Genomic DNA, 19807 nt, shown 5'->3' with positions numbered 1-19807 from the left:
TGTTTTGCGCGTTCATGGGTGGTAGGTGGTGAACGACTCGACGCTCTCGCGCTCCGTCACCAGCGTGTTCTCGATGCCCGCTGGGTCGGCGTGGCCCAGGCTCATGCCGCAGACCACCATCTCGGTATCGGGGATGCCCAGCTCGGCGGCAATGACCTGGTGGAATTTGGTGAACGCCACCTGCGGGCAGGTGTCGAGCCCGCGCGCGCGGGCCGCCACCATCACGCTCTGCAGGAACATGCCGTAGTCCATCAGGCTGCCGGCCTGCATCACCCGGTTCACCGTGAAGATCAGCCCCACGGGCGCATCGAAGAAGCGGTAGTTGCGGCCGTGCTGGGCGTGCATGCGCGCCTTGTCGCCCCGGGCGATGCCGAGCAGGCCATACAGGTCCCATCCCACCTTGCGGCGCCGGTTGACATAGGGCGATACCCATTCGAGCGGGTAGTAGTGGTAGGGCTCGGTGAGGGTCGCAGCCCCATCCTCATGGTTGTCCACGGCGGCGATGGCGGTGCTCAGCCGCTCCTTCGCGGCCCCCGTGAGCACGTGCACGCGCCAGGGCTGCGTGTTCATGCCCGAGGCCGCATGGCGCGCCACGTCGAGGATGGAATGCACCTCTTCGCGGGAGACCGGCGTGGGCAGGAATGCGCGGATGCTGCGCCGCGAGACGATGGCCCAGTCCACCGCCTGCCGCAGCTCTGGTAGGGAGGTGGGGGCGGCGGAAACCCGGCTTGCCGCTGGCGCGGCTGGGGATGTGCATGGGGGCGAACAGGTCATGGCGGCATGCTAGGCATGGACGCCGTCCGTGACTGTCGATGCAATGACATTTGGCCGCCTCCGCCTGCCATCCGCCGCGACGGGTCTCAGAACCGGCTCAGTCTCTTTTTGGAGGTCGCATCGGAGGGCAATCGGGATGAGTGGGCGCGTCGGGTGCGCCGCGTGGGCTCATGCCCATGCAGGCAGCCTGGGCGTCCAATCGCCCGATTTCACTCCAAACAGAAGGGCAACAGCCTTGCCGGGCGGTCTGCGGCGTTGCGGCGCTTGCCGATAGCACGGGCCGTCGGCTGCGCACCGCGCCTGGCATCCCGTCCCGGCAAAGCACTTGTGCGACTCCCCAAGGAGACTGAGCAGGTTCTTATAGACTTCCCCGCATGCCAGCCTCGCCGCCCTCCCCCTCCCTTGCGCCCGCCACCCGCGACCGTCCTTCGGTCACGCTGCGCGAGGTGGCCGAGCGGGCCGGGGTCTCGATGATCACCGTCTCGCGCGCCATCAACACACCGCACCAGGTGTCGGAGGCGACGCGGGTGCGCGTACAGGAGGCCGTCTCCAGCATGGGCTACGTGCCCAACCTGGTCGCCGGGGGACTGCGATCGGCGCGCAGCCATGTGGTCACCGCGCTGGTGCCCACGCTCACGGGGCCGCTGTTCGGCGAGATGGTGCAGGCGCTCACCGATGCGCTGGAGCTGCGAGGGTTCCAGGTGATGGTGGGCCAGGTCGGCTATGCACACTCGCGCGAGGACGAGCTGCTGCGCGCCATCGTCGGCCGGCGCCCGGAAGGCATCGTGGTCACCGGCATCATGCATTCGCCCGAAGGGCGCCGCATGCTCATGGCATCGGGCATCCCCATCGTGGAGACCTGGGACTTCACTTCCACGCCCATCGACATGCTGGTGGGGCTGCGGCACGAACAGCTGGGCGCTGCCGTGTGCGAGCATCTGTACTCCAGAGGCCGGCGCCGCCTGGCACTGCTCAGTGGCGGCGACGAGCGCGCCGCACGCCGCGCACGGGGCTTCGAAGCCGCTGCCGAGCGCCTGGGCCTGCGCGCGCCTGCCGTGCGTCTGGGCAAGTCACCCACCACGCATGCCGATGGGCGCGACGGCCTGGCCGCGCTGCTCGCCGGGCACCCCGACATCGACGCCGTGTTCTGCAGCTCCGACATGCTGGCCCTGGGCGTGCTGACCGAAGCCCGCGTGCGCGGCATGTCCGTGCCGGAACAACTGGCCGTGATGGGTTTTGGCGACATCGATTTCGCGCAGACCGTGAGCCCCAGCCTCTCCACCGTGCGCATCGACGGCACGCGCATGGGCCAGACGGCTGCCCGACTGATCGCCGACCGCGCCGAGGGCCGACCCGTGGCCGAACCGGTGGTGGACATCGGCTTCGCGATCATCGGGCGCGAAAGCGCCTGACGAAGCGCGCCCCAGGACGCGCTGCCGCCGCAGAGGGTCAGGCCTTGAAAATCAGGGCGGTGGCCCGTGCCTCCATCGCCAGGCCTTGCCCCACGGGCCCCAGGCGTTCGGCGGTCTTGGCTTTCACGTTGACCTGGCCGGGGTCGACCCCCAGGGCCTTCGCAATGCACTCGCACATGCCGGCAATGTGGGCCGCCAGGCGAGGCGCCTGGGCCACCACCGTGCTGTCCACATTGCCGATGGCGTAGCCCGCGGCGCGCACGCGGCGCGCGGCCTCGGCCAGCAGCACGGCCGAATCGGCGCCCCGGAACTGCGCATCGGTATCGGGAAAATGGCGGCCGATGTCCCCCAGGCCCGCGGCCCCCAGGATCGCATCGGTAATGGCGTGCAGCAGCACGTCGGCATCGGAATGGCCCAGCAGGCCCAGGGTGTGCTCGATGGTCACCCCGCCAATCACCAGCGGCCGCCCGGGCACCAGTGCGTGCACATCCCAGCCTTCTCCAATCCTGAAGTTCATCCGTTCGTTCGCCTTCTGCCCGCACGGGGCTCATGGTCGTCCTGCCCTTGCGCGGGCAGGCTCAGAAAATCGTCTTGCGCCCCGTCTCGGTCGCCCCCTGCCCGCGTTCGCCACCAAAGCGGGCCAGCGTGGTGCCATGGCCGCGCTGCGCCAGCACGGCCTCGGCCAGCGCGAAATCGTCGGGGTAGGTGACCTTGAAGTTCTGCGCGCCGCCGGGCACCAGGCGCGGGTGCAGGCCCATGGCTTCCATGGCGCTGGCCTCGTCGGTCACGTTCGATCCCACCTTGTCGAGCGCGTCCATCAGGGGGCCTATGCGGAACATCTGCGGCGTCTGCGCCAGCCACTTGTTGCTGCGGTCCACGGTGGAGGCCACGCGCACGCCCCCGGGGCCGTCGATCGAGGTCTTGAGCGTGTCGGCCAGCTGGTGTGCGAGCAAGCCGCCCACGCTGTCCTGCGCGCACACATCGATCAGGTGGTCGATCTGCGCCGTGGTGACCAGGCAGCGCGCCGCATCGTGCACCAGCACCCAGTCATCCCGCTGCGCGCCCCGCGCGAGCAGCGCCCGCAGGCCGCCCAGCACCGTATCGGCGCGCGTGGGGCCGCCGCATTCGACCGCGAAGTACGCCGGGTGCGCATGCGCATCCAGGAAACGGTCGCCCGGCGCCACGGCCACCAGCGTGCCCAGCAGCCGGCCCACCCCGGCAAAGGCCGCCAGCGTGTGCAGCACCATGGGATGCCCCGCCACCAGGTGGTATTGCTTGGGCAACGCAGCGACGGGTGGTGCCGCCGCCTCGGACGCGGAAAAGACCCCCAGCGTGGACCCGGCAGACAGGCCCGGGGCCGGCACCATTGCCGCAGGCGGGGCCGCCACGGCGCGCGACCCCGTTCCCGCGCAGGGCACCAGCGCCCAGAAACGTCCGTGGGCGGACAAGGGAACGAGGGGTGTTGGCAACAGCACAGCAGTCATGGCCCGCCCATTCTAGAATCTCCGGTTGCCCACCCGTGCGGCCTGCGTGCGTTTTGTGCGCCAGGGGATGCCGTGGGCCCAGACGACACAGCGCGCATGGAACTGCCCAAACTCTCCCCCGGAAAACGCTTCACCCTGCCCCGCCCCGTGGGCAGCGCCGATTCGCTGCTGCTGGCCCGCCTGGCCGAGCGCGACAAGGCCGCCGGCCGCACCACCGCCATCGTCACGGCCGATGCCACCGATGCGCAGCGCCTCATCGAGGAAATGGCGTTCTTCGCGCCCACGCTGCGCTGCGCGCTCTTCCCGGACTGGGAGACGCTGCCCTACGACACCTTCTCGCCGCACCAGGACCTGATCAGCGAGCGGCTGGCCACCCTCTGGCGCATCAGCCAGAAGGACAAGGACACCGGGGCCGACGTGGTGCTGGTGCCCGCCACCACGGCGCTGTACCGCCTGGCGCCGCCGTCCTTCCTGGCCGGCTACACCTTCCATTTCAAGGTCAAGCAAAAGCTCGACGAGGCAAAGTTCAAGGCCCAGCTCACGCTGGCGGGCTACAGCCACGTCTCGCAGGTGGTGAGCCCGGGCGAGTACGCGGTGCGCGGCGGACTGATCGACCTGTTCCCCATGGGCTCGCTGGTGCCGTACCGGGTGGACCTGTTCGACGATGAGATCGACAGCATCCGCACCTTCGATCCCGACAGCCAGCGCAGCCTGTACCCCGTGCCCGAGGTGCGCCTCTTGCCCGGCCGCGAGTTCCCCATGGACGATGAGGCGCGCGCCAAGTTCCGCAGCCGCTGGCGCGAGATGCTCGAGGGCGACCCGACCAAGAGCCGCATCTACAAGGACATGGGCGCGGGCGTGGCCACGGCCGGCATCGAGTACTACCTGCCGCTGTTCTTCGATGAAACAGCGACGGTGTTCGACTACCTCGGGTCAGAAGCCACCGTGGTGCTGCACGGCGACCTGGAGCCCGCCTTCCAGCGCTTCTGGCAGGACACGAAAGACCGCTTCCGACTGGTGCAGGGCGATCCCGAGCGCCCGGTGCTGCCGCCCGAGGAGCTGTTCCTCTCGGCCGACCAGTTCTACACGCGCGCCAAGGAGCATGCGCAGCTGTCCATCCGCCCCGGCGTGGAGGACGTGGATGACAACCCGCACTTCCACAAGCTCGGCGACCTGTCGGTGGTGCGCGGGGCCGAGGACCCGCTGGCCCGCCTGCACGCCCACATCCGCAACACGCAACACCGCGTGCTGCTGCTGGCCGAAAGCGCCGGCCGGCGCGAGAGCCTGCTCGACTTTCTGCGCGCCAGCGGGGTGAACCCGCCGGCCTTCGACTCGCTGGCCGAGTTCCAGGGCACGGCCGACGAAAAGGTGGGCATTGCCACCGCAGGCCTCACGGTGGGCTTCAGCTGGGTCGAGGACGGCATCGACTTCGTCACCGAGACCGAGCTGTTTGCCGCCGGCCCCACCACGCGCCGGCGCAAGAAGCAGGAGCAGGTGAGCGACGTCGAGGCGCTGATCAAGGACCTGGCCGAGCTCAACGTAGGCGACCCCGTGGTACACAGCGCGCACGGCATCGGCCGCTACCGCGGCCTGGTCAACATGGACGTGGGCAACAAGAACCCCGACGGCACGCCCGCCATGCAGGAGTTCCTGCACCTGGAATACGCCGACAAGGCCGTGCTCTACGTGCCCGTGAGCCAATTGCAACTGATCAGCCGCTACACCGGCGTGAGCGCCGACGAGGCGCCGCTGCACAAGCTGGGCAGCGGCCAGTGGGAAAAGGCCAAGCGCAAGGCCGCCGAGCAGGTGCGCGACAGCGCGGCCGAGCTGCTCAACATCTACGCCCGCCGCGCCGCGCGCGAAGGCCATGCCTTCCGCTACAGCCCGCAGGACTACGAGACCTTCGCCAACGACTTCGGCTTCGAGGAGACGGCCGACCAGAACGCCGCCATCCACGCGGTGATCCAGGACATGATCAGCCCCCGCCCCATGGACCGCCTGGTCTGCGGCGACGTGGGCTTCGGCAAGACCGAGGTCGCCCTGCGCGCGGCCTTTGTGGCCGTCACGGGCGGCAAGCAGGTGGCCTTCCTCGCGCCCACCACGCTGCTGGCCGAGCAGCACTACCAGACGCTGGTGGACCGCTTCAGCAAGTGGCCGGTGAAGGTGGCCGAGGTGTCGCGCTTTCGCTCAGGCAAGGAGATCACCGCCGCCATCAAGGGCATCGGCGACGGCACGGTGGACATCGTGGTCGGCACGCACAAGCTGCTGTCTGAGTCCACCAAATTCCACAACCTGGGCCTGCTCATCATCGACGAGGAGCACCGCTTCGGCGTGCGCCACAAGGAGCAGATGAAGGCCCTGCGCGCCGAGGTGGACGTGCTGACGCTGACGGCCACACCCATCCCGCGCACGCTGGGCATGGCGCTCGAAGGCCTGCGCGACCTGTCGGTCATCGCCACCGCGCCGCAGCGGCGCCTGGCGATCAAGACCTTTGTGCGCAACGAGGGCACGGGTGTGATCCGCGAGGCGGTGCTGCGCGAATTGAAGCGGGGCGGGCAGGTGTACTTCCTGCACAACGAGGTGGAGACCATCGAGAACCGGCGCCAGAAGCTCGAAGAGATACTGCCCGAGGCACGCATCGCCGTGGCCCACGGCCAGATGCCCGAGCGCGAACTGGAGCGTGTGATGCGCGACTTCGTGGCCCAGCGCTACAACATCCTGCTGTGCTCGACCATCATCGAGACCGGCATCGACGTGCCCACGGCCAACACCATCATCATGAGCCGCGCCGACAAGTTCGGCCTGGCGCAGCTGCACCAGCTGCGCGGCCGCGTGGGCCGCAGCCACCACCAGGCGTACGCCTACCTCATGGTGCCCGACACCGAGGGCCTGACCAAGCACGCCGCGCAGCGCCTGGACGCCATCCAGCAGATGGAGGAACTGGGCAGCGGCTTCTACCTGGCCATGCACGACCTGGAGATCCGCGGCGCCGGCGAGGTGCTGGGCGAGAACCAGAGCGGCAACATGCTGGAGGTGGGCTTCCAGCTGTACAACGAGATGCTCAACGAAGCCGTCAAGGCGCTCAAGGCCGGCAAGGAGCCGGACCTGCTCAGCCCCCTGTCGGTCACCACCGACATCAACCTGCACGCCCCCGCCCTGCTGCCCGACGACTACTGCGGCGACGTGCACCTGCGCCTGTCGTTCTACAAGAAGCTGGCCACCGCCAAGAACCCCGACCAGATCGACGGCCTGCTCGAAGAGATCGTGGACCGCTTCGGCAAGCTGCCGCCGCAGGCCCAGACCCTGATCGACGTGCACCGCCTGCGCGTGCTGAGCCAGCCCTACGGCGTGGTGAAGGTCGATGCCGCCCCGGGCGTGATCCACATCACCTTCAAGCCCCAGCCGCCCATCGACCCGATGCGCATCATCGAGCTGATCCAGAAGAACAAGCACATCAAGCTGGCGGGCAACGAGAAGCTGCGCATCGAGCGCGAGCTCAAGGACCCGAAGGACCGCGCGCAGATGGTGCGGGACATCCTGCGCTCGCTGGGGCAGCCGGTGGTGGCCTAGCGCGTGCAGACATGATTCGAATAGGCCCCCAGCGCTTATCCATCAAGCGCCAGAAGCTATCAAAACAATAGTAATTTGGAAATGGAAGCCGTCCTGGCCCTGATCGCCCTGGTTGCCGCGCTGGCCGCCCGGCCCTGGCGGCTGCTGGCCAGCCGAAAGCCCCTGGCGCATGAGGCAGGGCACGGCACCCCCGCCCCGCTGTGGACGCCGCTGCTGGCCACGCTCGTCCTGCTGCCCTGGGTCTGGGCCCTGCCCACGCTGCACCAGATGCCGCTGCAACTGCAGTGGTCGGGCGCGTGCCTGGTGCTGCTCATGCTGGGTTGGCCGCTGGCCGTGCCGACGCTGCTGGCGGTGGGCGCCGTCGCTGCGTGGGTCTCGCCCGGCCTGGGCGGATGGGATGCGCTGGGCATCGCCGTGTGGCAGGGCGTGGTGCCCGCCACGCTGGCGCTGCTGCTGGGCGTGGCGCTGCGCCGCCTGGCGGGGGCCCGATCGCTCGCGGGCGTGCGCGCCTTCGTCTATGTGCTGGGCCGGGGGTTTCTGGGCACTGCGCTGTGCCTGTTCGTGGCGGGCACCCTGTCGCAATGGAGCGGCCACACGCTGCCCGGTGTGGGCGACCAGCTCTCGCTCGTGGCGCGCTGGCTGATGGCCTGGGGCGACGCGGTGGTCACCGGCATGCTGTGCGCGGTGTTCGTGGCGTTCAAGCCCGAATGGCTGGCCACCTGGTCGGACGATCTGTACCTGCATCAGAAAAAGGGCTGAAACGCTTTTTCATTCAGCGCAAGCAGCTATCAAAAAAAGAGCAAACAGGCGCTTCGAGGGGCCTCTTCCTGACGTGCAGGGAGGTCTGGTGCAGGAATTGCTTGAGAACGGAACACGCGGTATACCTGCGAAAAGGCGATGCCCACCCGCGCCCGCGGGGGCTCGCCTGGCGTGCTGTCCGTCCACCCTTGGGAGCTGTTCCATGCAATTTCGACGTCTTGCCCCGGCCCTGGCCTGTACCGTTCTTTCGCTGTATTGCGCAGCCTCTGCCTGGGCCCAGGGCACCTACCCCGACCGCCCCGTCAAGGTCATCGTGGCGCTTCCCGCGGGCGGCAGCGCCGACATGATCGCGCGCGTGGTCACGCAGAAGATGGCGGCCGAGCTGGGCCAGCCCTTCGTGGTGGACAACAAGGCCGGCGCATCCGGGCAGATCGGCACGCCGCTGGTCTCGCGCGCCGCGCCCGATGGCTACACGCTGATGGTCTCGCCGGCGTCCTTCCTCACCACCAACAAGAGCATCTTCAAGACCCTGCCCTACGACCCCGAAGCCGACTTCGTGCCCGTCACCAAGTTCGTGAACCAGCCCATGGTGCTGGTGGTCAAGGACAAGCAGAAATTCCCCACCGTGGCCGCCGTGCTGGCCGCCGCCAAGGCCGCGCCGGGCAAGCTGACCTACGCCTCGTCGGGCGACGGCAGCCCGCAGCACCTGGCGGGGCTGATGTTCACCACCCGCACCAAAACCGACCTGCTGCACGTGCCCTACAAGGGCGGCGCCCCGGCCATCAACGACGCCCTGGCCGGCACGGTGGACATGTTGTTCGCCGTGCTGCCCGAGGCGCTGCCGCACATCCAGTCGGGCAAGCTGCATGCGCTGGGCCTGATGGCTTCGCAGCGCACCGCCACCCTGCCGCAGACGCCCACCATGGCCGAAGCGGGCGCGCCGGAGATGAACCTCTCGGCCTGGGTGGGTCTGCTGGCACCGGCCAAGACGCCCCAGCCCGTCATCGACCGGCTGCAGCGCGCCGCGCACGCCGCCCTGGCCGACCCTGACACCAAGGCCAAGCTCGCCGCCAGCGGCATGGAAGTGGCGCCGGGCACCGGCCAGCAGCTCAAGGACGCGATCACGCAGGAGATCAAGGTCCATGCCGAGCTGGTGAAGGCGGCGGGGCTGGTCCCGCAGTAGGCCGCCGCCCTGGCGGACCTCCCGCCCCGAAAGGCCTGCACCATCCCCGAAGAATCGCCCCACACCCATGGATCTGGCACTCTGCGGACCTGCCGGGCTTCGGCAACCCCGTCAGCGCGGCGGTACGGTCAGGGCTCGCGCAGCAACCGGGCATAGCGCCACAGCCCCCAGGCCACGCCCACGGCCAGGCCGATGGCCACGCTCCAGCCCACCGGGACACCGACTGCGAAGGCCAGCAGCAGCATCAGGCCCGCACTCACCAGCGAGATCAGCACCAGCGTCACGAAGTCGAAGTGCGCCACCGCCAGCGTGTCCTCGGCCACGCTGCGCTCCCGGCTTCCGCGCCTGTCGCGCTGGGACCGGAACAGCAGCACATCGACCACGAACTCGAAAAAGCCAACAACAATATCGACCAGGAAACTGAACATCGGAATGCTCCGTGCTTGCAGGGGCTGCCATCGTAGCGCCGGGCATCGCCGGCAAAGGCCCCACTCCGGGCCGGTGAATCAAGGCGCCAGCGCCACACCGGGTGAGCGTGGCGGGGCAACGGCATCCGCCCGCTGCTTCGGCGAGAATCAGCACCCCGACGATCTTCCCACCCCCTTGCGTGCCTTCTGCCTGCCCGTGGCCTCCATCCCCATGAAGGGCTTCATCCTCACGCGCCACTGGCGGGACACACCGGCGGGCACCGAGATCGAGTACTGGCTGGCGACGGATGCCGGGCCGCTGAAGGTGCTGCTGACCGGCCAGACCTCGGTGGCCTTCGTCGAGGCGCGGCACCAGGGCACGGTGGACGCGCAGCTCCTGGCCCTGCCGGGTGTGGAACTGCGCGGGCTTGAGCTCAGGAGCTTTCAGCAAGAGCCCGTGATCGGGGTCTACGCCAGGCACTATCGCCAGCTGGGGCGCCTGGCGCGCTCGCTGCAGCAGCTGGGCATCTCCCTGCTCGAAGCCGATGTGCGCCCGCACGAGCGCTACCTGATGGAACGCTTCATCACCGCCGGTGTGCAAGTGGAAGGCGGGCGCACCGAGAACGGCGCCCGCGTGGACTGCAGGCTGGCGCCCGCGCCCGGCTACCGGCCCACGCTGAAGGTCGTGTCGCTGGACATCGAGACCAGCCAGCACCAGGCGCTGTACTCCATCGCGCTCGACGGCATGGCCGAGCGCGTGGTGTACATGCTGAGCGAGCCGCCCTCCGCATCCACGGAGCAACCGGGCTTTGCGCTCATCTACTGCCCCACCCGCCAAGCGATGATCGAGCAGCTCAACGACTGGTTCGAGCGCAACGACCCGGACGTGGTCATCGGCTGGAACGTGATCCAGTTCGACCTGCATGTGCTGCAAAAGACCGCCGACGAGTGCGCCACGCCGCTGCTGCCGGGCCGCGAGCGCCGGCCCATTGCCTGGCGCACGCACCCGGGCAAGCAGGGCTACCTCTTCGCGCCCATGCCCGGGCGGGTGGTCATCGACGGCATCGAGGCGCTGCGTGCGGCCGTGTGGAGCTTTGCGTCGTTCAGCCTCGAAAACGTCTCGCAGCAGCTGCTGGGCGAGGGCAAGGAGATCGGGGACGAGTACGACAAGATGGCCGAGATCGAGCGGCGCTACCAGCACGACAAGCCCGCGCTGGCCACCTACAACATCCGCGACTGCGAGCTGGTGCTGCGCATCTTCGAGAAGGCCCGGCTGCTGCAGTTCGTGATGGAGCGGGCCCACACCACCGGCCTGCAGATGGACCACTTCGGCGGCTCCATCGCCGCGTTCAGCCACCACTACCTGCCACGCATGCACCGCCTGGGGTACGTGGCCCCGAATGTGGGCGAGATCCAGGGCAAGTCCTCGCCCGGCGGCTACGTGATGGACTCCCGGCCCGGCTTCTACGACTCCGTGGTGGTGCTGGACTACAAGAGCCTGTACCCCTCGATCATCCGCACCTTCCTCGTCGACCCGGTGGGGTATGTGGAGGGCCTGCACGCCAGCGATGCGGCGCCGCTGATCCGGGGCCCGCTGGGCACGCGCTTCTCGCGCGACAGGCACTGCCTGCCGGAGATCGTCACCACCCTCTGGCACGCGCGCGACGAGGCCAAGCGCGCGAAGAACGAGCCCCTGTCCCAGGCGCTGAAGCTGGTGATGAACTCGTTCGCCGGCGTGCTCGGTGCGTCGGAATGCCGCTTCTTCAACCCGCAGGTGATCTCGGCGATCACCCTGCGCGGCCATGCGATGGTGAAAGCCACCCGCGACTTCGTGGAGCAGCGCGGCTACGAGGCCATCTACGGCGATACCGACTCCATCTTCATCTGGCTCAGGCGCACCCACACCAACGCCGAGGCGCACGCCGTGGCCGCGGGGTTGGTCAAGGACATCAACGCCTGGTGGACGCGCACCCTGCGCGAAGAGCAGGGTCTTGAGAACTACCTCGAGATCGAGTTCGACACGCACTACAGGAAGTTCTTCATGCCCACCATCCGCGGATCGGACGTGGGCAGCAAGAAGCGCTACGCCGGCCTGAGCGTGGACGTGCAGGGCAAGGAGGAGATGGTCTACCGCGGCCTGGAAATGGCCCGCAGCGACTGGACGCCCCTGGCCCGGCAGTTCCAGGAGGGCCTGCTCTCGCGCGTGTTCCAGGGCGCGCCCTACCGCGAGTTCGTGGCCGACTACGCGCAGGCCACCCTGGCCGGCGACAAGGACGACCTGCTCGTCTACCGCAAGCGCCTGCGCCACCGCCTGGACGCCTACGTCGCCAACGTGCCCCCGCAGGTGCGTGCGGCGCGCATGGCCGACGAGTACAACGCCCGCAGGGACCGGCCCCAGCAGTACCAGAGCGGTGGCTGGATCCGCTACGTCATGACCCGCAACGGGCCTGAGCCGCTGGAGGCGCGCCGTTCCCCCATCGACTACGGGCACTACCTCACCAAGCAGATCCAGCCGATCGCGGACGCCATCCTGCAGCCGCTGGGCGAGAGTTTCTCCCACCTGACCTCGGCCCAGCAGGACCTGTTCTAGCGCCGGCCACCTGGCTCGGCAAGGCGGGCCCAGGGCAAGGCACAAACCGCCGGGCGCACCGCGGCTACCGGCGCGGTGCGGTTGCGGTGCAGGTGAAGACGCTCATCTCAGGCCCGCTTCCACGCCGCATGGAAGCCGAACGGCACCACCTGCGGCAGGTGCAGCGTGGCCAGGCAGTGCATGCTGGCCGGGTCGACCACGCCGATCACCGTGCCGGTGTCGTCCTCGGCCAGCGTGGGCACCAGCAGCACGCCGTCGTCCTCGGCGCTGGAGCCGGGGCGGTCCACGAACAGGGGCTCCATCTGCACGGCGGCCTCGCGCTGCCAGGTGCCGGCGATGCGGCCGCCGTCCAGGTCCAGCTTCACGGTGCGATCGAACATGGGCGCCTTGCCTTCGGGGTCGAAGCCCGCGAACCAGGCGTGGCGGGACTGCTTCCGGCCCCAGTAGGCGCCATGCACGGCGGGCAGCTCCACGCTGGCGCCTTCCACCAGCGTCCGGGGCTGCGCATCGCTGCGGCCGGGCTCCAGCCGGTAGCGCTGCACGCGGTGCTGCACGCCCACCGGCACCCCGGCGCGCAGGCGCTCCAGACGCAGGGCGCTGAAGATCTCGGGGCCATCGGTGGTGCACAGGTCCAGCACCAGCACGGGTGCGCCACGGCCGTCGGGGCTGGGCTCGTCCCAGGCCTGCACGGCATGAAAACCGGTCATCGCCGGAACGACCCAGCTGCGCACGCTGCCGTCGATGAGCGAGATGGCGTCGATGCGCGAGCCCAGGGGCTGGTTCCACGCAAAGCTGTCGATGAAACCCCTGCCCGACAGCGCCAGCTTGATCGCGTTGAGCCGCATGGCCGGCTGCCACACGATGGCATGGGTGGGCGTCATCGCAAACGCATGCAGGTAGCCGGCCTGGCGCACGGACCAGCGCGCCAGCACCTCGCGCCGCCGACTGCCCTGGACGATCTTGAACAGCTTGTAGGTGCACTGGGGGCCCACCTCCAGCCCCACGTTCCAGTAGGCGCCCTGCGCGTCCGTCATGCCATGGGCCGACATCACGTGGATCACCTCGGCATCGTCGTACACGATGCGCCCCGTGGTGGCCAGCGTGTCGGGATCGAAGCTGGTGAGCAGCGGCGTCTCGGTCTGCGCCACCCATTGCGAGCCGATGCGCGCCATCACCACCGCCCCGTTGTCCGTCACCTTGGGGTGGCGCAAGCGCGTGAAGAAGCCCGCCGGGTCCGGCGTGCCAAAGGCCGCACGCGCCGGCTTGCGCGCCGCCAGGCTTTCGCGCAGGTCGTCGGTCTGCAGGTAGCGGCTGCGGTAGGTGGCACTGGCCCCGCCCATGTCCCCCGGGGCCAGCCGCACCCGATGCAGCATGGCCAGGCCATCGAACCAGTGTTCGTAGCTGCCGTGCGGCAGGTCCCACAGCGCCGGGCCGTTGAGCAGCAGGCTGCCGCCGATGAGCCATGGGGGAATCTGGCCGCGGATCTCGACCGGGGCGTCGGACATTTCGCGGGCGATGGATTGGAGGCCGCGCAGGCGGCCCAGGGGGCTGGATGGCGCTGGTGCTGCGGACTGGGCGAGGGTCATGGGCTTCTGGTCAAAATGGCTGTTCAGGCGTCTTGGCACGGGTGTGCGTCCATCATGTCCCAAACCGGGCCAAGGCTGCAGTGGAAATTTACCCAGGGAACTCGCACATGCCGCCCCTACCCGGCAGCCCGCCCCCGCACCTGCCCCCTGACCCCCCAGTTGTTCTCCAGCCCCACGTTCACCGCCTTCCCGCCATCCTCGAATTTCAGCATGATGACGGTGACCTCCCCATCGACCACCGAGCGCGAGATGAGCTGGAAGCTCTGCGCATCGAGCCAGTGGCCCTTGATGGCGATGACCCTGTCGGGGCCCTGCGGGGCGGTGCGGTACAGGCCGTCCAGGCCCAGGGGGCCGGCCACGGGCTCGCGCGGCAGCTCCGGACGGCCGGGATCGAACGTGACTTCATAGCGCGGATTGGCGGGGGTCAGGTCCAGCACCAGGCGCTGGATGCCCAGGGGGTTGCGCTCCAGCACCCAGGCCTTGCGCGAGACGGTGGCGGCCAGCTCGGGGGTGATGGCCGGGCTGGCGCTGGGCTTTTCCACCCCGGCGTCGCGGATGCGCGCGGCCAGCTGCTCCTGCGCGGCGCTGTCGGCGGGCAGCGGCTCGTGCGAGCGGGCCGCCGCAATGATCTGGTCAAGGAACGGAGGCAGCGGGTAGTTGCGCCGGCCCGTGACCGCCACGACCACGTCCAGGTCGGGCAGCACCACGATGAGCTGGCGGTTGAAGCCGGCCGTGAAGTAGGCGCGCCTGGACGGGATGCTCCACCAGCCGTTGGCGTACCTGAAGGCAGGCGCGGCGCTGCCGAAACCCATGTCCACCACCGGATTGAAGACCTGCTCCACCCAGGCGGCGGGCAGCAGCTGGCGGCCGTTCCACTGGCCCCGGCGCAGGTAGAGGTACCCGATGCGCGCCATGTCGCGCGGGTGCAGGTACAGGCCCCAGCCGCCCACCTCGATGCCCTGCGGGTCCTTGCGCCAACGCACGTCGGTGATGCCCAGGGGGCCGAACAGGCGCTTTTGCGCATAGGCCAGGGTGCTGCCGCCGGTCTTGTGTGCGAGGATGGCCGAGAGCAGGTGGGTGTTGCCGCTGTTGTAGTTGAAGCCCGCGCCGGGCGCCTGGGCCATGGGCCGGTCGAGCACGAAGCCCTGCCAGTCGCGCGCGCGGGCCAGCTGCAGCATGGTCTCGGGCACGGCGTCGCTCAGCGGCTCGATCCAGTGCAGGCCCGAGGTCATGTCCAGCAGGTGGCCCAGGGTCATGGCCTTCTTGGCGGCATCGGCGCTGGCGACCTGGCGGCCTTCGAAGAAGTCGAGCACGGGCACGTCGCGCGAGGCGATCAGCCCGTCCTGGATGGCCATGCCGGTGAGCGTGGCGACGATGCCCTTGGTGGTGGAGTTGACGGCGTGCTGGAGCCCCTCGCGGTAGGGGGCGTAGAAGGCTTCGGCCACGAGGGTGCCGTGGCGCGTGACGAGCAGGCTGTCCATGCCCTGCGCGGCGCCGTAGCCGATGAGCCTGGCCAGCGCCGCGGAATCCATGCCCTGGGCCTCGGGCGTGCTTTCGGCCCAGTCGTCGCCCGGCCATGGGGCCACGGCGGGGGCGGCCTGTGGTGCGGGCGCCGCGGCATCTTGCGCGGCCGCCACCGCGAAGGGTGCGGCGGCACCGGCCAGCAGCACGGCCGTGGCCTGCCTGCGGTTGATCGGTGCGGCGCCGGCCTGCCCAGCCGCCCTGCGTCCCCTGTGCATCGCCATCGCCTGCCTCCCTCCGTTGCATGTTGTGCGGGAATCATATGCGCCCGGCCGTGCGCGCTCCGGCCCGCTGTGCGGGGAGCGTTGCCGTTTTTCCACGCCGGCATCGCCAGCAGGCGCCGGGCCGATGCGGCCCTGCCCGCCTCCGCCCGAGCCCCGGGGCACGGGCGATACCATTGCGGGTTCCGATCTCCGCATTTGCCAAGAGCGCCCCGCCATGAAAAACGCCACCGAATTCGCCCCCGGCCTTGTTGTCCAGGGCATCGAACCCCCGCTGTCCCTGTCCGCCTACAAACTCATCGCGTTCGACATGGACTCCACCCTCATCAACATCGAGTGTGTGGACGAGATCGCCGATGCCGCCGGCCGCAAGGCCGAGGTGGCCGCCATCACCGAAGCCGCCATGCAGGGCATCATCACCGACTACAAGGAAAGCCTGCGCCAGCGCGTGGCCCTGCTCAAAGGCGTGACGGTGCAGCACATGGAGCAGGTGTTCAGCGAGCGCCTGCGCTTCAACCCCGGCGCCCAGGAGCTGATCACCGCCGCCAAGGCCGCGGGCCTGACCACGCTGCTGGTCTCGGGCGGCTTCACCTTCTTTGCCGACCGTGTGAAGGCCGGGCTGGGCATCGACTTCGCCCGCTCCAACATGCTGGAGGTGGACAACGGCCAGCTCACCGGCCGCATGGTGGACCAGGCCTGGGGCGACATCTGCGACGGCGCGGAAAAGCGCCGCACGCTGCTGGAAGTGGCCTCGCTCATGGGCATTGCGCCATCCCAGGCCATCGCCGTGGGCGACGGCGCCAACGACCTGCCCATGATGGATGCCGCGGGCCTGTCGGTGGCCTACCACGCCAAGCCCGCCGTGCGCGCGCAGGCCAAGGTGGCCATCAACCAGGGCGGGCTGGACCGCCTGCTGGAAGTGCTGCGCTGATCCACAGTCCTTCGCCCGCGCATCGCCCCGCCATGCTCCGGTCCTTCTCCGCCCGCGCATGGTTCTCACTGCGCACTGGCTGGAAGCAGCACCTGGCCACCCTCGCGCTGGCGTGGATCGCCGTCGTGGCGGTGGACACCTGGCGCACGCGCGATCTGCCCCGGGGGCCCGCGCCCGATGCACTGCTGGTGATGGCGTCCACCCCCACCGGCGCCACCACCACCCCGCCCGCCGGCACCACCCTGGCGCAATGGCGCGCGCAGCACCCCGGCCAGGCCGTGGCCGTGCATTTCTGGGCCGAATGGTGTGCGGTCTGCAAGCTGGAAGAGCCCGGCATCGCCAGCCTGTCCACCGACTGGCCCCTGCTGGGCGTGGCCATGCAATCGGGCAATGCCGAGCGGGTCGCGCAGGTGCAGCGCCAGCGCGGCATGGCCTGGCCCACGGCGGTGGACCCGCAGGGCACGCTCTCGCGCAGCTGGGGCGTGCGCGCCGTGCCCGCGCTGGTGGTCATCGACGCCCAGGGCCAGGTGCGGTTCGCCACCTCGGGCTATACGCCGCAATGGGCGATGCGCCTGCGCCTGTGGTGGGCGCAGACCATGCCGCAGTGGAATGCCATGCTCCCGAAATAATAGCTACCAGCGCTTGAAGAATAAGCGCTAGCGGCCATTTTCATTCATATCCCTGGTGTGGCGAGCCCCTTGCCGCACCGGTCCGTCTGGCGCAGATCTTCAAGACCTGCCGCCCCTGCCTTTGCACACTGGCCTCCATACCACCACCGGAGGCCCGCATGCACATCACCCTGAACCAGCAACACCAGCCCGTGCCGCCCGGCTGGGAGGACGAACCCCTACTCTGGCTGCTGCGCGAGCCGCTGGGCCTGGTCGGCACCCGCTTTGGCTGCGGCGTGGGCCAATGTGGCGCCTGCACGGTGCTCATTGACGGGGTAGCTCAGCGCGCCTGCCTGCACACCGCACGCGGGCTGCAGGGGCGCGCCGTCACCACCGTCGAAGGGCTGGCTGCGGGCGACGGCACGCTGCACCCCGTGCAACAGGCCTGGCTGGACCTGCGCGTGCCCCAGTGCGGCTACTGCCAGAGCGGCCAGATCATGGGCGCGGTGGCGCTGCTGCGCGCCACGCCCCGGCCCACCGATGCGCAGATCGACGCCGCCATGTCGGCCCACCTGTGCCGCTGCGGCACCCAGCACCGGGTACGGGCGGCCATCCACCAAGCCGCCCAGGGCACCGCGCCATGAAGCGCCGCCAGTTTCTGGCCACCGCTGGCGCCGGGGCGCTCACGGTCACGCTGGCGGGCTGCTCGCTGGTGCCGGTGATCCCCCAGCGCCCCACCTCCACCGCCGATGACGCCCTGGGCTGGATACGCCACGAAGGCGGCCGCTACACGCTGTGGCTGCCCAGCACCGAGATGGGCCAGCAGATCAGTGTCGCGCTGCAGGGCCTGGCGGCCCAGGAGCTGGGCGTGCCGCCCGCGCAGGTGCACCTGCGGCTGCCTGCCACCACCGACATCGCCCGCATGCGCGCCACCGTGGGCAGCGCCAGCGTGCAGGACTTCGCCCTGCCGCTGGCACGCGCCTGCGCCACCCTGCGCGAGGCGCTGGCCCAGGGGCGGACCACGGGCACGCTCGGCGCGCGCGACATCCCTGCCAGCGCCCTGCGCAGCCTGCAGCCGCGCGCAGGCGGCCGGCCGGCCGCCGCACCGGCCCCCGGCCAGCTGCACGCCATCGTCACGGGCCAGCCCCTGTTCGCGGGCGACACGCGCCTGCCCGGGCTGCTGTACGGACGCGTGCTGCGCGCACCGGCGTCGGCCGAGCTGACCTCGCACCCCCGGTCCTTCGACGAGGCCGCCGCGCGCGCCGACCCCGCCTGCGTGGCCGTGCTGCAAAGCCCCCGCCTGCGGCAGATGGGCAGCCGGGGCCTGGGCATCGTGGCGCGCACGCCCGCCGCGCTCGACCGCATCGAGGCCACGCTGGCCGTGCAGTGGGAGGTGGATGGCGCCTTCGGGCAGCCGGCCATCGACGAGCGCATCGACATCGACCAGCACCTGCGCCGTGGCCGCCTGCAGCATGCCGTGCGCCAGGACGACGTGCCCGGGGACACCCTGTGGACGCTGGACCTGCGCATGGACATCCCGCTGGCCGCCCACGCTCCCATCGAGCCCCGCAGCGCCACCGCGCAGTGGATGCCGCAGGAAGGCGAAGGCCCCGCGCTGCGCGTCTGGGCCGGGACGCAGGACATGTTCTACATCCGCGACGTGCTCGCCCGCCAGCTCGGCCTGGAGGCGGGGCGCATCGCGGTGCAGGCCTGCCGCGTGGGTGGCGGCTTTGGCGGGCGCACGCTGTGCACGGTGGAGCTGGAAGCCGCCGTGCTCGCCCAGGCGGCGGGCGCGCCGGTCAAGGTGCAATGGAGCCGCGCGCAGGAATTTGCCCAGGGCTTCCAGCGCCCGCCGTCGAGCCACCGCATCCGCGCCCGCGTGCACCAGGGGCGCCTGACCCACTGGTGGCATGCCTTCGCCAGCAGCCACATCCTGTTCACGCCCGCCGCCATGCCGGTGTGGATGCAACGCCTGGCCGACCTGGCGGGCGACAGCGGCGTGGCGCGCGGCGCGCAGTTGCCGTATGGCGTGCCCCGGCAGCGCATCGAATTCACCGCCGCCCGGCTGCCCGTGCACACGGGCCCCTGGCGCGGCCTGGGCGCGGGGCCCAACACCCTGGCCGTGGAAAGCGCCATGGACGAATGCGCGCGCCTCGCGGGGGCCGACCCGCTGGACTGGCGCCTGCGCCACACCTCGGACACGCGCCTTGGCGCCGTGCTGGCGCAAGCCGCCAGCCACGCGCGCTGGGGCGAACGCCCCCGCAGCGACGCCACCACGCTGCGCGGCCGCGGCATCGCGGGCGGTATCTACAAGGGCTTGAGCTACGCCGCCGCCGTGGCCGATGTGGAGGTGCACCGGGGCACGGGCGAGGTGCGCGTGACCGCGATCTGGTGCGCCCACGACTGCGGCCTCGTCCTGCAGCCCGATGGCGTGCGCGCCCAGACCGAGGGCAACCTCGTCTGGTGCCTGGGCATGGTGCTGCTGGAGCAAGTCCCCGTGGCGCGTTCGGGCGTGGCGGCGGCCACCTTCGCCGACTATCCGCTGCCGCGCATGGGCGACGTGCCGCCGCTGCACGTGCACCTGGTGGACAGCCGCGAGCCCCCGACGGGCGCCGGCGAGACCGCCATGGTCGCGGGGGCGGGGGCCATCGCCAACGCGCTGCGCGACGCCACCGGCGTGCGATTCACCCGCCTGCCCGTGCGCCGCGCGGACGTGCAACACGCGCTGGCCCCGCGCTAGGCCGCGCGGGCACAATCCGGC

At 70.2% G+C, this 19807-nt stretch carries 15 protein-coding genes; 9 read left to right on the top strand and 6 right to left on the bottom strand.

Annotated elements, in window-relative coordinates:
* Positions 1 to 12: 12 nt before the first annotated feature.
* Complete coding sequence (locus tag AC07OC_RS07250) at positions 13 to 774, bottom strand: nitroreductase (protein ID WP_218340845.1); 762 nt, start codon at positions 772 to 774, stop codon at positions 13 to 15.
* A 374-nt stretch (positions 775 to 1148) separates the two neighbouring features.
* On the opposite strand from AC07OC_RS07250, the gene AC07OC_RS07245 reads away from it, so the two are divergent.
* Positions 1149 to 2186: a LacI family DNA-binding transcriptional regulator gene (locus tag AC07OC_RS07245; protein ID WP_218340844.1), complete on the top strand. Its 1038-nt coding sequence runs from the start codon at positions 1149 to 1151 to the stop codon at positions 2184 to 2186.
* Between the two features lie 37 nt (positions 2187 to 2223).
* Here the strand turns inward: AC07OC_RS07245 and ispF are convergent, their stop codons facing one another.
* Both ispF and AC07OC_RS07235 read right to left on the bottom strand, forming a co-directional pair.
* Positions 2224 to 2703 carry a 2-C-methyl-D-erythritol 2,4-cyclodiphosphate synthase gene (ispF, locus tag AC07OC_RS07240; RefSeq protein ID WP_218340843.1) on the bottom strand — a complete coding sequence of 160 codons (480 nt, stop codon included), beginning with the start codon at positions 2701 to 2703 and terminating at the stop codon, positions 2224 to 2226.
* A 61-nt stretch (positions 2704 to 2764) separates the two neighbouring features.
* Positions 2765 to 3670 (bottom strand): IspD/TarI family cytidylyltransferase, encoded by a 906-nt coding sequence (locus tag AC07OC_RS07235; RefSeq protein ID WP_218294210.1) that lies wholly within the window; start codon positions 3668 to 3670, stop codon positions 2765 to 2767.
* A 96-nt stretch (positions 3671 to 3766) separates the two neighbouring features.
* Between AC07OC_RS07235 and mfd the strand changes: the two genes are divergently transcribed.
* The 3 genes from mfd to AC07OC_RS07220 all read left to right on the top strand — a co-directional run bounded on the left by mfd (position 3767) and on the right by AC07OC_RS07220 (position 9182).
* The gene (mfd, locus tag AC07OC_RS07230; protein WP_218340842.1) at positions 3767 to 7240 is read left to right on the top strand and encodes a transcription-repair coupling factor; all 3474 of its coding nucleotides are present in this window, start codon (positions 3767 to 3769) and stop codon (positions 7238 to 7240) included.
* Positions 7241 to 7315: 75 nt separating this feature from the next.
* Positions 7316 to 7999 (top strand): hypothetical protein, encoded by a 684-nt coding sequence (locus tag AC07OC_RS07225; RefSeq protein ID WP_494600677.1) that lies wholly within the window; start codon positions 7316 to 7318, stop codon positions 7997 to 7999.
* A gap of 202 nt (positions 8000 to 8201) precedes the next feature.
* Positions 8202 to 9182 (top strand): Bug family tripartite tricarboxylate transporter substrate binding protein, encoded by a 981-nt coding sequence (locus AC07OC_RS07220; RefSeq protein WP_218294207.1) that lies wholly within the window; start codon positions 8202 to 8204, stop codon positions 9180 to 9182.
* Between the two features lie 128 nt (positions 9183 to 9310).
* Here AC07OC_RS07220 and AC07OC_RS07215 read toward each other — a convergent pair whose 3' ends face one another.
* Entirely contained in the window at positions 9311 to 9610 is a 300-nt protein-coding gene (locus AC07OC_RS07215) for a hypothetical protein (RefSeq protein ID WP_218294206.1), read from the bottom strand.
* Positions 9611 to 9821: 211 nt separating this feature from the next.
* On the opposite strand from AC07OC_RS07215, the gene AC07OC_RS07210 reads away from it, so the two are divergent.
* Entirely contained in the window at positions 9822 to 12179 is a 2358-nt protein-coding gene (locus AC07OC_RS07210) for a DNA polymerase II (protein ID WP_494601006.1), read from the top strand.
* 107 nt (positions 12180 to 12286) lie between these two features.
* Here AC07OC_RS07210 and AC07OC_RS07205 read toward each other — a convergent pair whose 3' ends face one another.
* Positions 12287 to 13765 carry a carotenoid oxygenase family protein gene (locus tag AC07OC_RS07205; protein WP_494600675.1) on the bottom strand — a complete coding sequence of 493 codons (1479 nt, stop codon included), beginning with the start codon at positions 13763 to 13765 and terminating at the stop codon, positions 12287 to 12289.
* A 116-nt stretch (positions 13766 to 13881) separates the two neighbouring features.
* Positions 13882 to 15510 (bottom strand): serine hydrolase domain-containing protein, encoded by a 1629-nt coding sequence (locus AC07OC_RS07200; RefSeq protein WP_494600673.1) that lies wholly within the window; start codon positions 15508 to 15510, stop codon positions 13882 to 13884.
* Between the two features lie 214 nt (positions 15511 to 15724).
* On the opposite strand from AC07OC_RS07200, the gene serB reads away from it, so the two are divergent.
* From serB to AC07OC_RS07180, 4 genes are all read left to right on the top strand, one after another.
* Complete coding sequence (serB, locus tag AC07OC_RS07195) at positions 15725 to 16438, top strand: phosphoserine phosphatase SerB (protein WP_218294204.1); 714 nt, start codon at positions 15725 to 15727, stop codon at positions 16436 to 16438.
* A gap of 32 nt (positions 16439 to 16470) precedes the next feature.
* Entirely contained in the window at positions 16471 to 17067 is a 597-nt protein-coding gene (locus AC07OC_RS07190; protein WP_218340839.1) for a redoxin domain-containing protein, read from the top strand.
* Between the two features lie 158 nt (positions 17068 to 17225).
* On the top strand, positions 17226 to 17690 hold the full coding sequence (locus tag AC07OC_RS07185) for a (2Fe-2S)-binding protein (protein WP_218294202.1): 465 nt from the start codon (positions 17226 to 17228) through the stop codon (positions 17688 to 17690).
* On the top strand, positions 17687 to 19786 hold the full coding sequence (locus AC07OC_RS07180; protein WP_218340838.1) for a xanthine dehydrogenase family protein molybdopterin-binding subunit: 2100 nt from the start codon (positions 17687 to 17689) through the stop codon (positions 19784 to 19786). Before AC07OC_RS07185 ends, AC07OC_RS07180 begins: the two co-directional genes overlap by 4 nt.
* The last annotated feature ends 21 nt before the right edge of the window (positions 19787 to 19807 follow it).

The organism is Acidovorax sp. GW821-FHT10E04 (assembly GCF_059415185.1).
The sequence above is the reverse complement of the archived record's forward strand: the minus strand, read 5'-3'. Positions and strand labels throughout refer to the sequence as shown.

Coding starts and splice junctions, on each gene's coding strand:
- AC07OC_RS07215 (WP_218294206.1), bottom strand. CDS start 9,610: ATGTTCAGTTTCCTGGTCGATATTGTTGTTGGCTTTTTCGAGTTCGTG.
- AC07OC_RS07180 (WP_218340838.1), top strand. CDS start 17,687: ATGAAGCGCCGCCAGTTTCTGGCCACCGCTGGCGCCGGGGCGCTCACG.
- ispF (WP_218340843.1), bottom strand. CDS start 2,703: ATGAACTTCAGGATTGGAGAAGGCTGGGATGTGCACGCACTGGTGCCC.
- AC07OC_RS07205 (WP_494600675.1), bottom strand. CDS start 13,765: ATGACCCTCGCCCAGTCCGCAGCACCAGCGCCATCCAGCCCCCTGGGC.
- AC07OC_RS07245 (WP_218340844.1), top strand. CDS start 1,149: ATGCCAGCCTCGCCGCCCTCCCCCTCCCTTGCGCCCGCCACCCGCGAC.
- mfd (WP_218340842.1), top strand. CDS start 3,767: ATGGAACTGCCCAAACTCTCCCCCGGAAAACGCTTCACCCTGCCCCGC.
- AC07OC_RS07220 (WP_218294207.1), top strand. CDS start 8,202: ATGCAATTTCGACGTCTTGCCCCGGCCCTGGCCTGTACCGTTCTTTCG.
- AC07OC_RS07190 (WP_218340839.1), top strand. CDS start 16,471: ATGCTCCGGTCCTTCTCCGCCCGCGCATGGTTCTCACTGCGCACTGGC.
- AC07OC_RS07185 (WP_218294202.1), top strand. CDS start 17,226: ATGCACATCACCCTGAACCAGCAACACCAGCCCGTGCCGCCCGGCTGG.
- serB (WP_218294204.1), top strand. CDS start 15,725: ATGAAAAACGCCACCGAATTCGCCCCCGGCCTTGTTGTCCAGGGCATC.
- AC07OC_RS07200 (WP_494600673.1), bottom strand. CDS start 15,510: ATGGCGATGCACAGGGGACGCAGGGCGGCTGGGCAGGCCGGCGCCGCA.
- AC07OC_RS07235 (WP_218294210.1), bottom strand. CDS start 3,670: ATGACTGCTGTGCTGTTGCCAACACCCCTCGTTCCCTTGTCCGCCCAC.
- AC07OC_RS07250 (WP_218340845.1), bottom strand. CDS start 774: ATGACCTGTTCGCCCCCATGCACATCCCCAGCCGCGCCAGCGGCAAGC.
- AC07OC_RS07210 (WP_494601006.1), top strand. CDS start 9,822: ATGAAGGGCTTCATCCTCACGCGCCACTGGCGGGACACACCGGCGGGC.